The organism is Aquimarina sp. Aq107, from assembly GCF_943733665.1.
Taxonomy (GTDB): Bacteria; Bacteroidota; Bacteroidia; order Flavobacteriales; family Flavobacteriaceae; genus Aquimarina.
On record NZ_OX030782.1, the window covers coordinates 756,676 to 776,863 of the forward strand.

General features: G+C 33.2%; 15 protein-coding genes. 12 read left to right on the top strand and 3 right to left on the bottom strand.

Features of this window, described 5'->3' with window-relative positions:
- Positions 1-7 precede the first annotated feature (7 nt).
- From NMK29_RS02950 to NMK29_RS02980, 7 genes are all read left to right on the top strand, one after another.
- Entirely contained in the window at positions 8-1,057 is a 1,050-nt protein-coding gene (locus NMK29_RS02950) for an RluA family pseudouridine synthase (RefSeq protein ID WP_234424266.1), read from the top strand.
- A gap of 118 nt (positions 1,058-1,175) precedes the next feature.
- Entirely contained in the window at positions 1,176-1,367 is a 192-nt protein-coding gene (locus tag NMK29_RS02955; RefSeq protein ID WP_027392365.1) for a cold-shock protein, read from the top strand.
- A 180-nt stretch (positions 1,368-1,547) separates the two neighbouring features.
- Entirely contained in the window at positions 1,548-2,309 is a 762-nt protein-coding gene (yaaA, locus tag NMK29_RS02960) for a peroxide stress protein YaaA (RefSeq protein WP_108803424.1), read from the top strand.
- A gap of 93 nt (positions 2,310-2,402) precedes the next feature.
- Entirely contained in the window at positions 2,403-2,909 is a 507-nt protein-coding gene (locus NMK29_RS02965) for a TRAP transporter small permease subunit (protein ID WP_108803425.1), read from the top strand.
- Positions 2,909-4,255 carry a TRAP transporter large permease subunit gene (locus NMK29_RS02970; RefSeq protein WP_108803426.1) on the top strand — a complete coding sequence of 449 codons (1,347 nt, stop codon included), beginning with the start codon at positions 2,909-2,911 and terminating at the stop codon, positions 4,253-4,255. The genes NMK29_RS02965 and NMK29_RS02970 overlap by 1 nt, the downstream gene beginning before the upstream one ends.
- Positions 4,256-4,285: 30 nt before the next feature.
- Positions 4,286-5,419, top strand: coding sequence for a TRAP transporter substrate-binding protein (locus NMK29_RS02975; RefSeq protein WP_234424267.1), 1,134 nt, complete (start codon positions 4,286-4,288; stop codon positions 5,417-5,419).
- Between the two features lie 175 nt (positions 5,420-5,594).
- A complete protein-coding gene (locus NMK29_RS02980) occupies positions 5,595-9,047 on the top strand; it encodes a pyruvate carboxylase (protein WP_108803427.1) in 3,453 nt (1,150 codons plus the stop codon).
- A gap of 82 nt (positions 9,048-9,129) precedes the next feature.
- Here the strand turns inward: NMK29_RS02980 and NMK29_RS02985 are convergent, their stop codons facing one another.
- Entirely contained in the window at positions 9,130-12,294 is a 3,165-nt protein-coding gene (locus NMK29_RS02985) for a T9SS type A sorting domain-containing protein (RefSeq protein WP_254097156.1), read from the bottom strand.
- A gap of 314 nt (positions 12,295-12,608) precedes the next feature.
- On the opposite strand from NMK29_RS02985, the gene NMK29_RS02990 reads away from it, so the two are divergent.
- The 5 genes from NMK29_RS02990 (at position 12,609) to NMK29_RS03010 (ending at position 18,620) form a co-directional block, all read left to right on the top strand.
- A complete protein-coding gene (locus NMK29_RS02990; RefSeq protein ID WP_108801512.1) occupies positions 12,609-13,331 on the top strand; it encodes a hypothetical protein in 723 nt (240 codons plus the stop codon).
- Positions 13,332-13,532: 201 nt separating this feature from the next.
- On the top strand, positions 13,533-14,978 hold the full coding sequence (locus tag NMK29_RS02995; protein WP_254097158.1) for a lipase: 1,446 nt from the start codon (positions 13,533-13,535) through the stop codon (positions 14,976-14,978).
- The gene (locus tag NMK29_RS03000) at positions 14,968-16,245 is read left to right on the top strand and encodes a GDSL-type esterase/lipase family protein (protein WP_108801514.1); all 1,278 of its coding nucleotides are present in this window, start codon (positions 14,968-14,970) and stop codon (positions 16,243-16,245) included. The genes NMK29_RS02995 and NMK29_RS03000 overlap by 11 nt, the downstream gene beginning before the upstream one ends.
- On the top strand, positions 16,238-17,896 hold the full coding sequence (locus NMK29_RS03005) for an MBOAT family protein (protein ID WP_108801515.1): 1,659 nt from the start codon (positions 16,238-16,240) through the stop codon (positions 17,894-17,896). The genes NMK29_RS03000 and NMK29_RS03005 overlap by 8 nt, the downstream gene beginning before the upstream one ends.
- A 70-nt stretch (positions 17,897-17,966) precedes the next feature.
- Positions 17,967-18,620, top strand: coding sequence for a uracil-DNA glycosylase family protein (locus tag NMK29_RS03010; protein WP_108801516.1), 654 nt, complete (start codon positions 17,967-17,969; stop codon positions 18,618-18,620).
- A gap of 71 nt (positions 18,621-18,691) precedes the next feature.
- Here the strand turns inward: NMK29_RS03010 and NMK29_RS03015 are convergent, their stop codons facing one another.
- Together NMK29_RS03015 and NMK29_RS03020 are read right to left on the bottom strand one after the other, a co-directional pair.
- On the bottom strand, positions 18,692-19,225 hold the full coding sequence (locus NMK29_RS03015) for a hypothetical protein (RefSeq protein WP_108801517.1): 534 nt from the start codon (positions 19,223-19,225) through the stop codon (positions 18,692-18,694).
- A gap of 187 nt (positions 19,226-19,412) precedes the next feature.
- Positions 19,413-20,000, bottom strand: coding sequence for a DUF1287 domain-containing protein (locus tag NMK29_RS03020; protein WP_108801518.1), 588 nt, complete (start codon positions 19,998-20,000; stop codon positions 19,413-19,415).
- Positions 20,001-20,188: the final 188 nt, after the last annotated feature.

Consider the following 20,188-nt stretch of genomic DNA (forward strand, 5'->3'; position numbering starts at 1 on the left):
AATACTTTTGCAAGAGAATCCGAATATTGAAGAATTAGGACCTAATGAAGATGACTTATATGAACATCATCGTTTTGTCGCTGGCGCAGGTCAGGTTCCACTTCGAGTGGATAAATTTTTGATGAATTTTGTTGAAAATGCTACTCGTAATAAAATACAACAAGCGGCTAAGGATGGTAGTGTTTTTGTAAATGATATCCCTGTAAAGTCAAATCATAAGGTGAAACCAAATGATGTGGTTAGAGTTTTGTTTGCTCATCCCCCTTATGAGAATTTGTTAACTCCAGAAAATATTCCATTAGACATTGTATACGAAGATGATGTTTTGTTAGTGGTTAATAAACCTGCCGGAATGGTAGTGCATCCAGGTCATGGAAATTATTCAGGAACCTTAATTAATGCATTAATCTATCATTTCGACAATCTCCCAAATAATAGTAGTGATCGTCCTGGATTGGTGCATCGTATAGATAAAGATACTAGTGGGTTGTTAGTAATAGCAAAAACCGAAGATGCTATGACACACCTAGCAAAACAGTTTTTTGATAAAACTTCAGAGCGAGAATACGTTGCCATCGCTTGGGGTAATATGAATGAAGATGAAGGAACTATTGAAGGTAATATTGGACGTCACCCTAAGAATAGGTTGCAAAACACAGTTTTTGTGGGAGATGAAGCTGATAAAGGAAAACCGGCAGTTACGCATTATAAAGTTATAGAGCGTTTAGGGTATGTAACCTTAGTTTCTTGCAAATTAGAAACAGGAAGAACACACCAGATTCGTGTGCATATGAAACATATAGGCCATACCTTATTTAATGATGAACGTTATGGAGGAGAAAAAATTCTGAAAGGAACCACTTTTACTAAATATAAACAGTTTGTAGAAAACTGTTTTAAGGTGTTGCCAAGGCAAGCACTGCATGCTAGGACTTTAGGCTTTATACATCCTGTAACCGGTGAGAAAATGCATTTTGAAACTTCTATACCAGAGGATATGACAAAATGTGTAGAGCGTTGGAGGAATTATGCTAAGAATCAATTGGATGCCGAATGATTTTTTTCTTTTAAAATTAAGTTTCCTAATATTAATAAAACGTTACTAAAAACTTTATTTTGAAATAAATAGGGATTGCTCGGTAAATAATATTATCTTCGCGCTTTAATTATTTATAATGAACAAAGGAACAGTAAAATTTTTTAATGACTCCAAAGGATTTGGATTCATCACAGAAGAAGGATCAAACAAAGACCATTTCGTACACATTTCAGGCTTAATCGACGAAGTTCGTGAAGGTGACGAAGTAGAGTTTGAACTTAAAGAAGGTAAAAAAGGAATGAACGCGGTAAACGTGAAAGTATTATAATATATACATTTTGACTTTTTTAAAACATAAGCTCGTCTTTTTAGACGGGCTTTTTTTATGATTCTATGTTTAGTTTGGGAGTAAATAGAAGATTCTAATACTCCGATAGACAAGAATTACTTATGCTGATTTTATATGTCGCCGTACTATCGTACTTTTGGATAAATAAAAGTCATCTGAATGAAAATTGTAGTATCTCCAGCAAAATCTTTAGATTTTGAAACGCCTTTACCAACTAAAAAATATACAGAGCCATTATTTTTAGCTGAAGCTGAAAAGTTAAATTCTGTTCTTCAGAAGAAAACACCTAAGAAATTGTCTGATCTGATGAGTATTAGTGATAATTTAGCTCAATTAAATTGGCAGCGTAATCAAGATTGGAATATTCCTTTTACTTCGGATAATGCCAGGCCAGCTGTGTATGCATTTAAAGGCGATGTTTATGTAGGGTTAGATGGTTATAGTATTCCAGAAGATAAATTAGATGTTCTACAAGATAAATTAAGAATACTTTCTGGCTTATATGGAATTCTAAAGCCATTAGATTTAATGCAACCATATCGATTAGAAATGGGTACTAAACTTAAGGTAGGGCGTAAAAATAATTTATACGAGTTTTGGAAAAAACAAGTAACCGAACAAATTAATTCGGAGCTACAGGACGATGAGTTGTTTGTGAACTTAGCAAGTAATGAATATTTCAGTGTGATTGACAAGAAGGCATTAAAGGTGCCTATTATTACCCCACAGTTTAAAGATTGGAAAGGAGATAAATTAAAGATGATTAGTTTCTTCGCGAAAAAAGCCCGTGGTATGATGGTACGTTATATAATTGATACAGGAGCAGAAACCATAGAAGAATTAAAAGGATTTAATTATGATGGGTATAGCTTTAGTGAAGAGTATACAACAAAAGAAAATGAGCTAGTTTTTGTGAGATAAGCAGCGTTAAGTTATCCGGAAATTATTTTCAAAAGCAACAATTGTATCTAATTTTAGTATCTTCAACACTTATATATTTATATACAAGTGTAGATGCAAAAAATCATAAGTTTTCTTGATCGAATTGGCGAAAAAACAGGCGCTTTAGTAAGCTGGGTTGCTGTTTTTTTAGCAGTTGTAATTGGTTTGGATGTTATCATAAGGTATGTGTTCCAATTTACATTTATCTGGATGATCGAAACGGAGATCTATTTATTTGGTATTCTATTTTTGGTAGGTTCTGGATACACTTTTAAACACGGAAAACATGTACGAGTAGATGTTTTTTACACTAATTTTTCTGAAAAAAGAAAAGCTTGGATCGATTTGCTGGGAGGAGCTTTTTTATTAATTCCATGGTGTTATGTAGTAATCGTTTCTTCTTGGTACTATGGCTTGTCATCATTTATGATACAAGAATCTTCTCCACAAGCGGGAGGGTTGCCAGCACTTTATGTACTTAAATTTTGTATTACACTGGGATTTGTGTTTTTGCTTATACAAGGCATTTCTCAGATGCTAAAATCAATTCATATAATAATTTTTAATAAAGATAATTAATGGAGTTTTTAGCAATTGTTCTATTCGTAATTATCTTTATTTTAATTTTGAAAGGATATCCTGTTGCCTTTACTTTGGGTGGGATTTCTGTGGCTTTTGCTTTTGGTATATCGATTTTTGCTCCAGAGTATTTTACAATGTCTACATTTTATTTATTGCCTTCTCGGATTATGGGAGTTGTAAATAATTATGTTTTAATGGCAGTTCCATTGTTTATTTTTATGGGGATTATGCTAGAGAAATCCGGACTTGCTCAAAGTTTATTAGAAACTATGGCAATGATGTTTGGTCGTGTAAGAGGAGGTTTAGCAATCTCTGTAGTTATTGTAGGTGCTTTATTAGCTGCTTCTACAGGTATTGTAGGAGCTACCGTAGTGACAATGGGATTAATTAGTTTGCCTACAATGCTAAAAAGAGGTTATAAAACTGAACTTGCGGTTGGAGTAATTGCATCCTCTGGAACTTTAGGGCAAATTATTCCTCCTTCTATAGTTTTGGTATTATTGGCTGATACTATCAATAGTTCATCAAGAGGAGCAGCTTCAGTAGATGTGGGCGCATTATTTTCTGCAGCTCTACTGCCCGGTTTAATTTTAGTTGGTTTATATATATTATATATATTACTAAAGTCATTTTTTCATAAAAAAGATGCCCCGAGTATACCAGCTGAAGAAATCGCAGCATTTCGCGGAAGTAATTTTACTTCTAAAATCATTAAAGTTTTATTACTACCAGTGCTGTTAATTGTAATCGTATTGGGTTCCATTTTTACAGGTGTTGCTTCTCCTACCGAAGCTTCAGCAATAGGAGCATTAGGAGCAACTTTTTTAACCATTATTCAGAAAAAGTTTTCGCTTAAAATACTTAAAGAAGTTGCGCAGGAGACAACTCGTTTAACATCTATGGTGTTTTTTATATTGTTAGGCGCAACTACATTTACATTGGTCTTTAGAACATTAGGTGGAGATAGATATCTTCAAGAATTGATTATGTCATCTCAACTGACTCCAATGATGTTTTTGTTGTTAGTAATGGTTGTGATTTTTGTAGCAGGATTTTTTATAGATTTTATAGAGATTGTATTTATAATAGTGCCTGTTGTAACCCCAATTTTTAATGCTTTTGATATGAATATGCTTTGGGTCGGAATTTTAATGGCATTGAATTTACAAACTTCGTTTCTTACTCCGCCATTCGGTTTTGCTTTATTTTATCTAAAAGGTGTTGCACCAGAAACCGTCAGAACCAGTCAAATATATCGAGGTATTATACCTTTTATAATAATTCAACTTATCATTGTAAGTTTAGTAATGTTTTTTCCCGAGATTATTTTTAACGGAGACTAATTTTTTAAGTTACTTTATAAATATAGAACTATGAATTTAAATTCAGTAAAAAGAACACGAGTTATTAGAGGTTTTATACTAACTGTAATGACAACTTTAGTTCTGTCTTGTTTGGGTGAACCACCTGCTAGTATGAGTAACCCTGCATCATATGATATAGCGAAACCGAATAAAGTGTTTCATTGGAAAATGACTACAACTTGGCCTCCTAATTTTCCTGTTGTGGGAGAAGTAGCAGAGAAGTATGCTAAGTGGGTAGATGAGCTTTCTAATGGTCAGATTAAAATTAAAGTATATGGAGGTGGAGAATTAGTACCTCCTTTAGAAGCTTTTGATGCAGTTTCTCAGGGAACCATTGAGATGGGCTGTGGAGCAGCATATTATTGGGCAGGTAAAACTCCTGCTGCACAATTTTTTGCAGCAGTTCCTTTTGGGATGAATAGTCAGCAAATAACATCTTGGTTAGAGGTAGGAGGAGGTTACGAACTTTGGAAGAAAACCTATGCGAAATTTAACCTAGTGCCTTATATGGGAGGGAATACTGGAGTCCAAATGGGTGGATGGTTTAATCGTGAGATTAACTCTATAGAAGATTTTAAAGGACTTAAAATGCGTCTACCAGGGATCGGAGGTAAAGTTCTCGAAAAAGCAGGAGGAGCTGCCGTTTTAGTAGCTGGTAGTGAAATTTATACCAGTTTAGAAAGGGGAGTTATTGATGCTACAGAATGGATTGGACCTTATCATGACTATAAAATGGGTTTTCATAAAATTTCAAAATATTATTATACACCAGGTTGGCATGAAACTGGTTCTCAATTGGAATTTTTTGTTAATAAAAATTTACACGATGGCTTACCACCTCATTTGCAAGCCGTATTACAAGCAGCTGCAAAACGAGCTCAGGTTTGGGTGTTGTCAGAGTTTGATAAACAAAATGGTATTTATTTAGATAAATTAGTTAATGAAGAAGGGGTAGAGATTAGAGAATTTTCAAAAGAAACTCTGGATGCTTTAAGAGGTTTTACTGATGAGGCTATAGAAGAGATGATAGGAGATGATCCATTATCAAGAGAAGTTTATGAAAGTTATTCTGGTTTTCAGAAAAGAATTTCTAAATGGTCTGAGGTTACTGAGAAAGCTTATTATAATAAGATCCAGAAGTAGTGCGCGCATTTATATAAAAGTATGGAACATAACAGGAAGAGCGAATTAGTTAATTATTAATATAAAACTTAATTATTTGATTTATTCTGTTTAAAATGTATTGCAAGTATTCATACTAATCGATATCTTCGCAGCGAATGTTCGCTAAATATTATTTAAACACAAAATTACAATCATGCAAATCAAAAAGGTTTTAGTTGCTAATCGTGGTGAAATTGCCATCCGAATTTTTAGAGCGTGTACAGAAATTGGTCTACAGACGGTTGGAGTATATACTTATGAGGATAGGTATTCATTACACCGATATAAAGCAGATGAAGCTTATCAAATTGGTGCTGATAATGAACCTTTAAAGCCATATTTAAATATTGAGGCGATTATTCAGGTAGCAAAAAAGAATAATGTAGATGCAATACATCCTGGATATGGATTCTTATCAGAGAATGCTGATTTTGCCCAAAGCTGTCAAGAAAACGGGATTATTTTTATAGGTCCTAAAGTATCAGTACTTCGTTCATTGGGAGATAAAATTATGGCAAAAGAAGTTGCTATCGCTAATAATATTCCAATTATTCAAAGTAATAAAGAAGATCTTACTGACGTAAAAATTGCTATAAAAGAAGCAAAACGTATAGGGTTTCCTGTGATGTTAAAGGCAGCTTCTGGAGGAGGAGGAAGAGGAATGCGTGTGATTAGAAGTGTCGAAGAATTAGAAAAAGCATATCCAGAATCCCAAAGAGAAGCTTTAAATGCATTTGGTGATGATACTGTTTTTCTAGAAAAGTTTGTAGAAAATCCAAAACATATTGAGATACAAATTGTAGCGGATCATCATGGAAATATGGTACATCTTTTTGAACGTGATTGTTCGGTACAAAGACGTTATCAAAAAGTAATAGAATATGCTCCTTCATATGGAGTTTCGCAGGAGATTTTAGATAATCTATATAAGTATGCGTTAAAAATTTGTGGTGCAGTAGATTATAATAATATTGGAACCGTAGAATTTTTAGTTGATGATGATGAAAGTATTTATTTTATTGAAGTAAATCCTCGTGTACAAGTTGAGCACACAGTTACTGAGATTGTTACAGGTGTTGATTTAATTAAAACACAAATTTTTATTGCGGGAGGATATCAACTGTCTGACAAACAGATTAAGATCGAAAGTCAAGAAAGTTTGAAAGTAAATGGATATGCAGTACAATGTAGGATCACCACAGAAGATCCGGAAAACGATTTTAAACCTGATTATGGAACCATAACTACCTATAGAAGTGCATCAGGTTTTGGAATTCGATTAGATGCAGGTAGTGTATATCAAGGAGTAACTATTTCTCCTTTCTTTGATTCAATGCTAGTAAAGGTTTCTGCTAATAGTAGGACTTTAGACGGAGCATGTAGAAAAATGCGTAGAGCATTATCTGAATTTAGAATTCGAGGTGTAAAAACGAATATGCCTTTTTTAGATAATATTTTAAGTCATACCACTTTTAGAAAAGGTGAGGTAACCGTTAATTTTATTAGAGATACAAAGGAACTTTTTAAAATTAAAGAATCTCGTAATCGAGCTACTAAATTAGCTAATTTTTTAGGAGATATTATTGTAAACGGTAACTCTGATGTTAAAAATATAGATCCAACTAAGACTTTTGTAGTCCCTCAAATTCCTAAATTTGAAGAGAAGGCTGATTATCAAAAAGGAACAAAGGATTTACTTACAGAACTGGGGCCTGAGAAATTCGCTTCTTGGTTAAAAAATGAGAAGAAGGTTCATTTTACAGATACCACAATGCGTGATGCGCATCAAAGTTTACTTGCAACAAGAATGCGAACGTATGATATGCTTAAAGTTGCAGAAGGCTTTGCGAAAAATCATCCAGAGGTTTTTAGTATGGAAGTTTGGGGAGGAGCAACCTTTGATGTTTGTCTTCGATTTTTAAAGGAAAATCCTTGGGAACGTCTTCGTTCTTTGAGAAAAGCTATGCCTAATCTGTTATTACAGATGTTGATTAGAGGTTCTAATGGTGTTGGATATACAGCTTATCCGGATAATTTGATTGGCAAATTTGTCGAACAATCTTGGGAAAATGGAGTAGATGTATTTAGGATCTTTGATTCATTGAACTGGATGAAATCGATAGCACCTTGTATCGAACATGTCAGAACGAGAACAGAAGGACTTGCAGAGGGTTCATTATGTTATACAGGTGATATTTTAGATCCGAAGCGCACTAAATATACTTTAGAATATTATGTGCAATTGGCAAAAGATATAGAAAATGCTGGAGCTCATATATTAGGGATAAAAGATATGGCTGGCTTGCTAAAACCATATGCGGCATATGAATTAGTATCCGCTTTGAAATCAGAAATTAATATTCCAATACATTTACATACGCACGATACTTCATCTGTGCAATCGGCAACGTATTTAAAAGCAATAGAAGCAGGAGTTGATGTTGTAGATGTTGCATTAGGTGGACTTTCTGGATTAACTGCACAACCTAATTTTAATGCAATCATGGAGATGTTGAAATTCCATGACCGGGAGAATCCAATGGATACTGTAAAGTTAAACGAATATTCTAATTACTGGGAAGCTGTTCGTGAGTATTATTACGTTTTTGAATCCGGTCTAAAAGCAGGAACAGGTGAAGTATATCAGCATGAAATTCCAGGTGGACAGTATTCTAATTTAAAACCACAAGCGCAAGGTCTAGGATTAGCAGATCGTTTCCATGAGATTACCAAAATGTATGGAGAAGTTAATACACTATTTGGTGATATTGTAAAAGTTACTCCAAGTTCTAAGGTGGTAGGTGATATGGCCCAATATTTAGTAAGTAATAATTTAACGATTGAAGATGTTAAAGAACGAGGAGAAACTATTTCTTTTCCGCAGTCGGTTGTTAGTTTATTCAAAGGAGAATTAGGTCAGCCAGAAGGTGGTTTTCCGAAAGATCTTCAGAAATCAATTCTAAAAGATCAAAAACCATTTACCAATAGACCGAATGCACATTTAGAGCCAGTAGATTTTGAAACGGAGTTTAAAGATTTTGTAAAAGTCTTTAAGAAAGGGATGGGGAGAGATCTAGATATAACAGATTTCCTTTCTTATAAATTATATCCAAAAGTATTTACAGGAGCATATAATCACCATCTTAAGTATGGTAATGTGATGAATATTCCAACTAAAAATTTCTTTTATGGAATGATTCCAGGAGAGGAAATTATTATAGAGTTGGACAAAGGTAAAATCTTATTAATTGAATTAATATCTATTGGTGAACCACATGATGACGGAATGGTTACTATTTTCTTTAAAGTAAATGGTCAAACTAGAAATGTGGAGATTAAGGATAACTCAATTAAAGTTGATAAAATAGTACATGCAAAAGTAGATAAAGCAGATGCTAAACAAATTGGAGCACCTTTGCAGGGATCACTATCCTCAATATTGTTGAAAAGTGGGCAAGAGATAAAGAAAAACGACCCTCTTTTTATCATTGAAGCTATGAAAATGGAGACTACAATTACTGCAAATGAAGATGCTACTGTTAAAAAAATAGTTTTAAAATCTGGAACAATGGTTGAAGCGGATGATTTAGTAATTGTACTGAAATAATAAATATTCAATATTTATTTAGAAAACAAAAAAGTCTCTAAGCTTAAAAACTTAGAGACTTTTTTTGATCACATGTAAGAATTTATTCTTTTATAATTCTTTTTACAGTGTTTCCTTTTTCTCCTTCAATATTTACAAAGTAAATACCGGAGTTTAATTCTGAAATATCAAAAGTATTAGTATTGCTTTCAAAAACTATTTTACCTATCACATTAAATATGGTTACTTTTTTTATAGGAGTAGATATATTTAATATGCCTTTTGTTGGAATAGGGTAAATACGTAAATCTTGATCCTTTAATTCTTCTTCTTCAACGCTAAGGGTAGCAACAAGAAAACAAGAAGATCTTTCAGAACATCCATTTAAGGTGATTTCTACAGCGTAATTACCATTTTCTATTGCAGTAAAAGATTGGTTTGTTTCGCCAGGTATTAGAGTATTAGTATCGCAGTCAATCCATTGGTAAGAAGCTCCAGAAATATTGGCCATAAATGTAGGTGATGAGGAGTCGTCTACAGAAGTGTCTGGAAGTTCAAATACTTCTATAGTATCCGAAGCTGTGTCAGTACATCCATTAGCATTTGTAAAGCTATATGTTATTGTATGAACACCTGCACCTGCTGTTGCAGGATTAAAGGAGTATGTTGTTCCATTTCCATCATCAGTTACTCCTGTTCCAGAATAAGTTCCTCCAGTAGGACTTCCACCAGTTAATCCGGTTTGTATTCCTTGATCAATACATATATTCGCTGGCGGACTAAAAGTTACAGTAGGCAAATCAAATACTTCTATAGTATCCGAAGCAGTGTCAGTACATCCATTAGCATTTGTAAAGCTATATGTTATTGTATGAATACCTGCACCTGCTGTTGTAGGATTAAAGGAGTATGTTGTTCCATTTCCATCATCAGTTACTCCATTTCCAGAATATGTTCCTCCAGTAGGACTTCCACCAGTTAATCCGGTTTGTATTCCTTGATCAATACATATATCCGCTGGCGCACTAAAAGTTACAGTAGGCAAATCAAATACTTCTATAGTATCCGAAGCTGTGTCAGTACATCCATTAGCATTTGTAAAGCTATATGTTATTGTATGAACACCTGCACCTGCTGTTGCAGGATTAAAGGAGTATGTTGTTCCATTTCCATCATCAGTTACTCCAGTTCCAGAATAAGTTCCTCCAGTAGGACTTCCGCCAGTTAATCCGGTTTGTATTCCTTGATCAATACATATATCCGCTGGCGCACTAAAAGTTACAGTAGGCAAATCAAATACTTCTATAGTATCCGAAGCTGTGTCAGTACATCCATTAGCATTTGTAAAGCTATATGTTATTGTATGAACACCTGCACCTGCTGTTGCAGGATTAAAGGAGTATGTTGTTCCATTTCCATCATCAGTTACTCCAGTTCCAGAATAAGTTCCTCCAGTAGGACTTCCGCCAGTTAATCCGGTTTGTATTCCTTGATCAATACATATATCCGCTGGCGCACTAAAAGTTACAGTAGGCAAATCAAATACTTCTATAGTATCCGAAGCTGTGTCAGCACATCCATTAGCATTTGTAAAGCTATATGTTATTGTATGAACACCTGCACCTGCTGTTGCAGGATTAAAGGAGTATGTTGTTCCATTTCCATCATCAGTTACTCCAGTTCCAGAATAAGTTCCTCCAGTAGGACTTCCGCCAGTTAATCCGGTTTGTATTCCTTGATCAATACATATATCTGCTGGCGCACTAAAAGTTACAGTAGGCAAATCAAATACTTCTATAGTATCCGAAGCTGTGTCAGTACATCCATTAGCATTTGTAAAGCTATATGTTATTGTATGAACACCTGCACCTGCTGTTGCAGGATTAAAGGAGTATGTTGTTCCATTTCCATCATCAGTTACTCCAGTTCCAGAATATGTTCCTCCAGTAGGACTTCCGCCAGTTAATCCAGTTTGTATTCCTTGATCAATACATATATCTGCTGGCGTACTAAAAGTTACAATAGGTAAGTCAAATACTTCTATAGTATCCGAAGCTGTGTCAGTACATCCATTAGCATTTGTAAAGCTATATGTTATCGTATGAATACCTGCACCTGCTGTTGTAGGATTAAAGGAGTATGTTGTTCCATTTCCATCATCAGTTACTCCATTTCCAGAATATGTTCCTCCAGTAGGACTTCCGCTAGTTAATCCGGTTTGTATTCCTTGATCAATACATATATCTGCTGGCGCACTAAAAGTTACAGTAGGCAAATCAAATACTTCTATAGAATCACTTGAGCTATCGTTACAAGTGCCTGCACTTGTGTAAGTGATTGAATGCGTTCCGATACCCGCAATAGTTGGATTAAAGTTGTAGGTAAGTCCATTACCGTTATCTGTAACACCAGGACCGGAATAAATCCCTCCAGTTGGAGTTCCGCCTCCTAAACTACTTTGTATACCAGCATTAATGCATAAATCTGCGGGTGCTGAATAACTTGCAACATCATTTGCATTGACATTGACCGTAACATTTGCACACGCACCAGGGACAACACATAAACCTCCTTCACCTCTTACAAAATATGTAGTGCTTGGTGATGAAGGAGTAACCACAAATGACGATGTGCTAGTAGTTCCGATTTCTGTGCCTCCACAAGTTCCTGTGTATATATGCCATTCTGTTGCGTCGTTTAAGTTTCCAGAAATAGAAAGTGTTGTTGTATCACCTTCACAAAGAATAGTTGGAGCATATGTAACCGCAGGGATATCCGGATCAGTACAAGGAATCGCAGTAAGGTCTAATGTAAAAAGTAAATCAGTTCCTGGTTGAGCAATTCCATTTTGATATCGTAATCCATCTACATAGTCTGAAGTATTCTCATTATCAAAAATTAAATTTATCTCATTAGATACATCAAAGGTGTAAGATTGTCCAGCAATTAGTATAATGTTTAATGATGAAAAATCGAATACGGAATATGTTATTGGATTTCCTGATGGGCTGGTAGATTGATTTGTTAACGTGCCTAATAAAGTTCCGCTAGATCCTTCTCCGTTTCTAATATTCACAGTAACCAGTGTGCTAAAGGTAGCTACCACACCTATCGAATTTAAAACTCCATTACAGGTTGGGATAAAACTTTGCCCCGAAACACCTACAGTAGCACCTATTTGAGTTTCATCAGTATTTTGTATGGTACACTGGCTGTTAACCTGATATACGAAGGTTATTGATAAAAAAAAGAATATAATTTTTCTCACTTTACAAGTATTTTAAATACACCTTTCTCAGAGTTGTTAACACTGGGCTTAAAAGTTATTAACAATGTAGATTGGGGGCTTATTTGTATAAGAGTCTCTACTGTTATGACTTAAAGGATGTTAAATGTTTACGGCGTAAAGATAGATAATTATTTTTTGTTAATAACTTTAACATTAAAAAGGCTTATCTAATAGTTCTACTTGAATGACTGAAAATGATGTAAAATGCAGATTTTTAGGTGTCTACTATTGGTAGTGTATAGGTTAATAGTTTTTACTCACAAAAAATCATAGAGTTTTATTATTTTCGTTAAATGCCATATTTTTTAATTATCGCCTTGCAAGGTTTTTGTATATATCACGCTATTAAAAATAGTAGTGAATACTACTGGTATTTTTTGATTTTGTTTTTGCCAGTAATAGGTAGCATTATTTATTTGATAACACAAGTCTTTAATAAACGAGATTTAGATGTTGTTCAAAACGAAATCGTTAGTGTTATTAACCCTACGAAGAAAGTAAATGATCTTAGAAAACAAGTGGAGTTTGCAGATACTTTTCAGAATAGAGTTTTACTTGGCGACGCCTTATATGAAATTAAAGATTATAATTCTGGAATTTGCGAATATGAGATTGCATTAAATGATAATTATGAATCTGATACGGGAGTTGTAAAAAAACTTTTAGAGGGCTATTATCAAACAAATCAATTTGATAAAGTCATTTTTTGTGCTGAGAAAATTGATCAAAAATCTGATTTCAAAGGGTCTAGAAGTCAGTTTTTATATGGTTTGGCTTTAAAAGAAGAAGGAAGGTCTAATGAAGCTGAAGAAAACCTAAGATCAATTGATCAGCGGTACTCTAATTATGAAGAGCGTTATATTTTAGCTCAATTTCTTATTAGCAGAGGAAAAAATATAGACGCCAAAGAAATTTTATCAGAAATAATGTTAGAATCACAACATATGTCTAAACATAACCACAACAAATATAGAGGAGTTGTTAACGATGTAAAGAAGTTAATTACATCTATTTAGTACGCTAAATTCTAATATTAGACAATATGAGCTAATTAAGAGTAGTATTTATAGGTAAAGAATAGATAATCTCTTTGCATTTCGCAAAAACTTTCTATTTTTACAAAAATCAAAAGTTCCCCGATCGCCTTGAAAATCAAACCTATTCAAATATCCTTGTTTCTAATACTCGTGTTGGGAGGGTTATTTGGTTTAATGTTTTTGAGTAAAAAGGGAGGAATCCAAAAAGCTCAGATACAAGAAGATGGCTTCTCTTATGAAGGAGTTTCTCTAAAATACCCCACATATAAAACTTTTTTAGCGTTAGAAAAAGATTCGTCGCTTACTAAAAAACAAGATATTTTAAAAGTTACGGAAACCGTTATCCCTGTGGCAGATGAGTCCGACTTGGAGTATGAATCTTTATCAGCTATTAAAGAAAATAAAGATAGTATACAAAGACCAGATTTTTCTAAGATTGATAGTACGAGAATTGAAAGAATACGATACCCTGCAGATAATCCAGATTTTGTCAAAGAATTACAATCTAAATTATCTTCCAGATCCTGTAGAATAATACATTATGGTGATTCTCAAATAGAAGGAGATAGAATTACAGGGTATATTAGAAATAGGTTACAAACCATGTATGGAGGTAGTGGTCCTGGTTTTATACCGGTAAAACCAGTTTATAATCAAGTAGCAGCTGTAGTAAAACCTAGTGAAAATTGGTTTAGATATGCTAGATTTGATCCTACGCAAGAGAGATTTAAACATAGGAAATACGGGGCATATATGTCTGTTTCTCGATTTACCGAACATAAAAAAATACTTCCTGATAGTACTACTTTGGATTCTTTACCTTTAGTGAAGGCTTCCGTCGTTATTGGAAAATCTAAAAAAGCATATGCTAAATTTAGAAGATTTACTAATATAGGGTTGCATTATGGAAATTGTAATTTTCCAATTAAAGTTTCAGTTTATAATGAAGGAAAGCTAATTCAACAAGATAGTTTAATTGCAGATGGTCGATATCATAAATATAAGATAAAGACCAATACAACTCCAAGTAGTTTAAAAATTGAATTAGAAGGAAAAGTAAGTGCGGATTTTTATGGGTTGACATTAGATGGAGGATCAAGAGTACAGATTGATAATGTTGCTATGCGAGGTTCTTCTGGGACCATTTTTTCTAGTACCAATGCTTCTATTTATGGTCAGATGACTAGAAATTTAAAACCTAAGATTATCATTATGCAGTATGGTGGTAACACGATGCCTTATTTGAAGGATTCTACAAAGGTTGATAATTATGCAAAATCCATTGTAAATCAGATTAATTGGTTGAGACGAAGAACTAAAAATGCAAGTTTTATATTTATCGGCCCTACGGATATGTGTCTTCCTGTAAATGGAAAAATGGAAACTTACCCTTTATTACCATATTTAAACGCTAAATTAATAGAAACTTGTTCGGAAAATAATGTTGCGTATTGGAGTATGTATGATGCGATGGGAGGAAAAGGTTCTATGCCCTTTTGGGTTGAAGAAAAGTTAACTGCTAACGATTATATGCACTTTACTTGGAAGGGAACTAAGATTATTTCGGAATTGTTTTTTACTGCATTATACTTAGATCTAAAAAAAGAAATAGCCGATGAAACATAGTATATTATATTTATATTTTTGTTTAGTGTGCACTTCTGTTATAGGTCAGGATTATGTTTTAGATACTATAAGAGATAAATACCCTTTTATTAATTGGAAAGCAAATCAGATTAAATTTGTAGAAAATGCCCCTTCTTTTGTAAAGTTGTTTCATAAACTAGATACTATAGCCAGAGGAAACGAAGAAAACGTTCATATTTTTCATATTGGAGGCTCTCACATACAAGCCGATATTTATTCTAATAGGCTAAGAACCTATTTACAGCATATGAGTCCTACTGCAAAAGGTCAAAGAGGATTTATTTATCCATATAAGATAGCAAGCACAAATAATCCTAGTAATTTTAATGTAGAATATGATGGGAATTGGAAGGGATATCGTTGTTCTATAAAAAAAGATAGTATTGCTTGGGGTATGGCGGGTGTAACAGCAGTTTTTAAGGATTCAATTTCTAATATTAAGATAAAAGCAAATCATAGGGGATATGATGCACAACAATATGATTTTAATAGAATTAGAATTTTTTATGATAATTGGAGTGAAGATTATGAAATCTACTTTAAAGAATCTGGGCTAATTGCAGATACTAAAGTAAATAAAGAGGCCCATTTCATTGAATTTGTACTGACACAGACGTTAGAAGAATTAGAATTTTGTGTTCAAAGAATTGGTAATCCCGAAAACCCGGAGTTTTTAATGATGGGTATGGAGTTAATGAATGATAATAGCGGGGTTGAGTACACTACAATAGGTGTTAATGGGGCAAGTTTTAGTTATTATGATAGGTGTAAATACTTTAATGATCAGTTGATGTTGTATAAACCGGACCTGTTTATTGTCTCAGTTGGAACTAATGATGCGTATCATCCAGATTTTAATCCAGAAGATTATAAGGTATATTATGAAAACCTTATTTTAAATATACAGAAAGCTAATCCAGATTGTGCAGTTTTGCTTACAGTTCCTAATGATTCTTATTATAAGAAGCAGTATCCGAATCCTAGAACTAGAGTGATGCAAAAGATTATCTATGAATTGGCAGAAAAGCATAAAATGGCAGTTTGGGATTTTTATGAAATAATGGGAGGCTTTAACTCATCCAGAGATTGGTATCAGAATAAGTTAATGCCACGAGATAGAATACATTTTACACAATTGGGATATAGAATTAAAGCAGATTTATTATTACAAGCATTGACAAATTCCTGGGAAAAAGAATTACAGTTAGCGCCTAACTCTGTTTTGAATCAAATAATTAATGAATAGATTAAGAGATATTTTTTCTTTTTCAGAGGAGTATCCTCTGATATTTACACAGGCAGATTTCTGGGTTTTCTTTGCGGTTATCTATTTTCTGTATTCGATATTATATAGCAAAAAGAATCTACGTAGCGCGTATCTGTTTGCAATAAGCTTGTTGTTTTACTACAAGACGAGTGGTCTATTTATTGGAATCCTACTTTTTAGTACTGTAAACGATTTCTTTTTGGGTAAAGCTATTTACAATAGTAAATCAATATTGATAAAAAAACTATTAGTAACCATAAGTGTGATAATTAATCTAGGAACGCTTTGTTATTTTAAATACGCCTATTTTTTTACAGAATCTTATAATAGTCTTTTTAATACTGATTATGAAGTGATTAATTACTTAGCTCAATTTGCTAATTCTTGGGCAAGTATTGATTATTTTACTGTAGATGCGATCATATTACCCGTAGGAATTTCTTTTTATACGTTTCAGACTATTAGCTATAGTGTTGATATTTATCGAAAGCAGATAGAGCCTTTAAAGTCCATTATAGACTTTGGTTTTTTTGTAAGTTTCTTTCCGCAATTGGTAGCAGGTCCTATTGTTCGTGCTTCGGATTTTGTTCCTCAAATCAGAAAAGAAATTACAATTACTAAAGAAGAATTTGGGAGCGCAACATTTATGATTCTAAAAGGATTAATAAAGAAGATGCTTTTTGCAGATTTTATCGCGATGAATTTTATGGATCGTGTATTTGATGTTCCAGAAATGTTTTCTGGATTTACCAATATTATGGCAATGATTGGATATTCATTACAGATCTATGGTGATTTTTCAGGATACACGGATATTGCGATTGGACTGGCATTGCTAATGGGCTATAAATTACCGGTTAATTTTAATTCACCTTATAAGGCTATTCATTGCGGGGATTTTTGGAAACGATGGCATATATCTCTGTCTAGTTGGTTAAAAGATTATTTATATATTCCAATAGGAGGAAACCGAAATGGAAGTATATTCTCTTATGTTTTTATTACTGTTTTTACTTTTTTAGGAGTATTTGCATATGCAGATTTTGGAATAGCAATTATAGCAACGGCGGGAATAGGCCTATTACTTATTGTTACACTATTCTCCGCTAAATTAGCTTGGCATTTTAATAGGAATGTCAATATTATGATTACGATGTTAATTGGGGGACTATGGCACGGAGCTTCTTGGAAATTTGTAATCTGGGGAGGATTAAATGGATTAGGGGTTGTTGCGTATAAGTATTGGCGTAAAATAAGCCCTTATGAAAATTCTAATACTTGGTTAGCAGTTACCTGGAAGATTGCATTCACTTTTATCTTTATTACTTTTACTAGAATCTATTTTAGAGGTAATAGTATGGATCATATTAATCGTTTTTATCAAGCGATTATGACTAACATGGATTGGACAAATGCATTAATGGTTCTTTGGGAGTATAGAATCGTGTTTATAGTAATGTTATTGGGGTACATAACACATTGGTTACCATACAAAACTAAGGATTGGATATTAGATCAATTCATTAAAAGTAATGTTATTGTCAAAGGAATAATAGCGATTATTGTTGCTGTTATATGTTATCAAACATATGCGGCCGATTTTCAGCCATTTATTTATTTCCAGTTTTAAGATCTATACTGATTTTAGACCCTACTAGATAAAATCTTTTTAACTTCGTGTTTGTAAATAAAAACTAGTATTGTTTCAACATACACATCCATACGAGCCTTTTTTTCCTGCGGGAGCCACAAAATTAATTGTGGGAACATTGCCACCACCACGTTTTACTTCTGGAAAATTGAAAGAAGGAGATGTTGATTTTTGTTATGGAAGTATTAGTGGATTATTATGGCCGGTTTTAGATCGTATTTTTGATTTAGATTTGATTTTTGAAACAACACAAAAAGCAATAGATCAGCGTAAGAATTTTTTAGCCTCTCGAGGTATTGGAGTATGTGATATTGTGCATAGTTGCGAACGTGAAAAAATTGATGCATCTGATTTAGGTATGCAGCATATCCAACTAAGAGATGTAGTGTCATATTTACATCAATACCCTGATATAGAAACTCTTTTATTTACTGGTGGTAACAGTAAAAATGGACCTGAATATTTTTTTAGAAAACATCTTAAAGAATATCAATTAAAGTTAGAAGTAGTTTCTAATGATATTCCAAGAATTCATAGTCTTAGACTTGGAGAAAGGACTATAAAAACAGTTTCGTTGATTGCACCTTCGGGAGCTGCAAATAGATCTATTGGAAGTTTACAAACTTATAAAGATTTAAAAAACCAAAATCCGAAATTCAATACAATTGATTTTAGAGTTTTACAGTATCAGGAATATTTCTGATCAGACAGAAGAATCGACATCAACATAGTAATGTCGATTCTCTTAATAAGTAACTTTATTGCAATATCGTATTATGCATCTTGATAGGCTTGAGCTTGTGCAAGTAGAAATTTAGCTTGTTTCTCTGGAGCCATTTGAATCTGCACTAATCTCCACGTAAGATTGTAAGTATTAATCTTAAAGTTAGCAGGAATAGAACCGAAAAAAGGATCATTTGTGTCTAATGCAGTTGTTGCAAATGATGGTTGTCCTTTGGTGATTAGTTTGATTTCCGAAACACTCCCATCAATTGAACCTGTAACAGAGCGATAATATTGCCAAACTAAAGACGTGCTACCAATGCTATTCGTTAGGTCTCTAAAACCATCTGCAGGTGGTGCAGATACATTATACGGTACTGTTGAGCTGGTTCCGAATTTATAAGATAATGAATTCACAATTTCTTTACCGCCCATGTTTACCGAAGAATAATCAAAATCCGTTTTTACGCTTTTGATTCCGTTCATTACATCCTTTACAGATGATTGAGCAGTAACATTAGGTACCTGTAGGTTTTCGAAATAACAGTAGAGCCCTACAACTCTAAAACTTACTTGTAATGACATAGTTCTTTTTTTTTAAAGTTAATATTTATATTATGCCAAATTACATTAAGTGTTCAGGGAAAATACCCCGTATTAATACTGATTAACAATTGTTTATTGATAAAATAAAGAAAGTTGATATCAATCAATTAATTCTATACAATCGTTAATTTTTTCTTATAAATAGAAAAAAAATAATAAGATAAGATTACCTATTTCCGTTGTAACGATAATGTCCTATGATTTTATAGTCAAATAAACAATCTGCGAGTACTTGTCCGCCACCAATATTGTGTACAATTAAATATCGTTTTTGATCAGAAGATTTTTTGTTTACGACCAATCCAATATGGGTAAGGCCTCCTCCTAAACTCCAACAAACGATATCTCCAGGTAAGTAATCTTTTGCATTGTTAGAATTAGATTTTGTCTCTCCAAATCTAGAAAAGAATCTCATTAAATTTGGAACTCTTCGATGATCAATATTTTTATCTGTTTTAGATAGTCCCCAGTTTTTAGGATATAAATGAAAATTTACTCTCATATCTTCATGAACCTCTTTTTGAAGATCGATTCCTAGTTTTCTATAGGCTCTTATTACTACATCTGTGCATACTCCTTTATCACTCGGAACATCTCCATTTGGATATTTTATGGAAAAATATGAAGGATCATAGGTGACATCCTGTGCGGTTAATGTTATTGTAGCGTTGGATAACCTATCATAAAAGCTTTCTTGAGAAACAAGAACATTAGAAAATGTAGATACTAAAAGGAATAAGATTAGTCTATGCATTTTGTTTTGTTTTTATTTTATTAACGTTATTAGTTTTTTATTATTAAGAAAATTCTTGCATAATATTGTTAAAATTCTTTTTTTTGATCCTTGGTTAGAATATAGTCTATTTTAATCAAGGATGTAATTTTTGATACCCCTAATCTTCAATTTGCACTCGTTCTACTTTCGCGAAGGTGACTAACTAA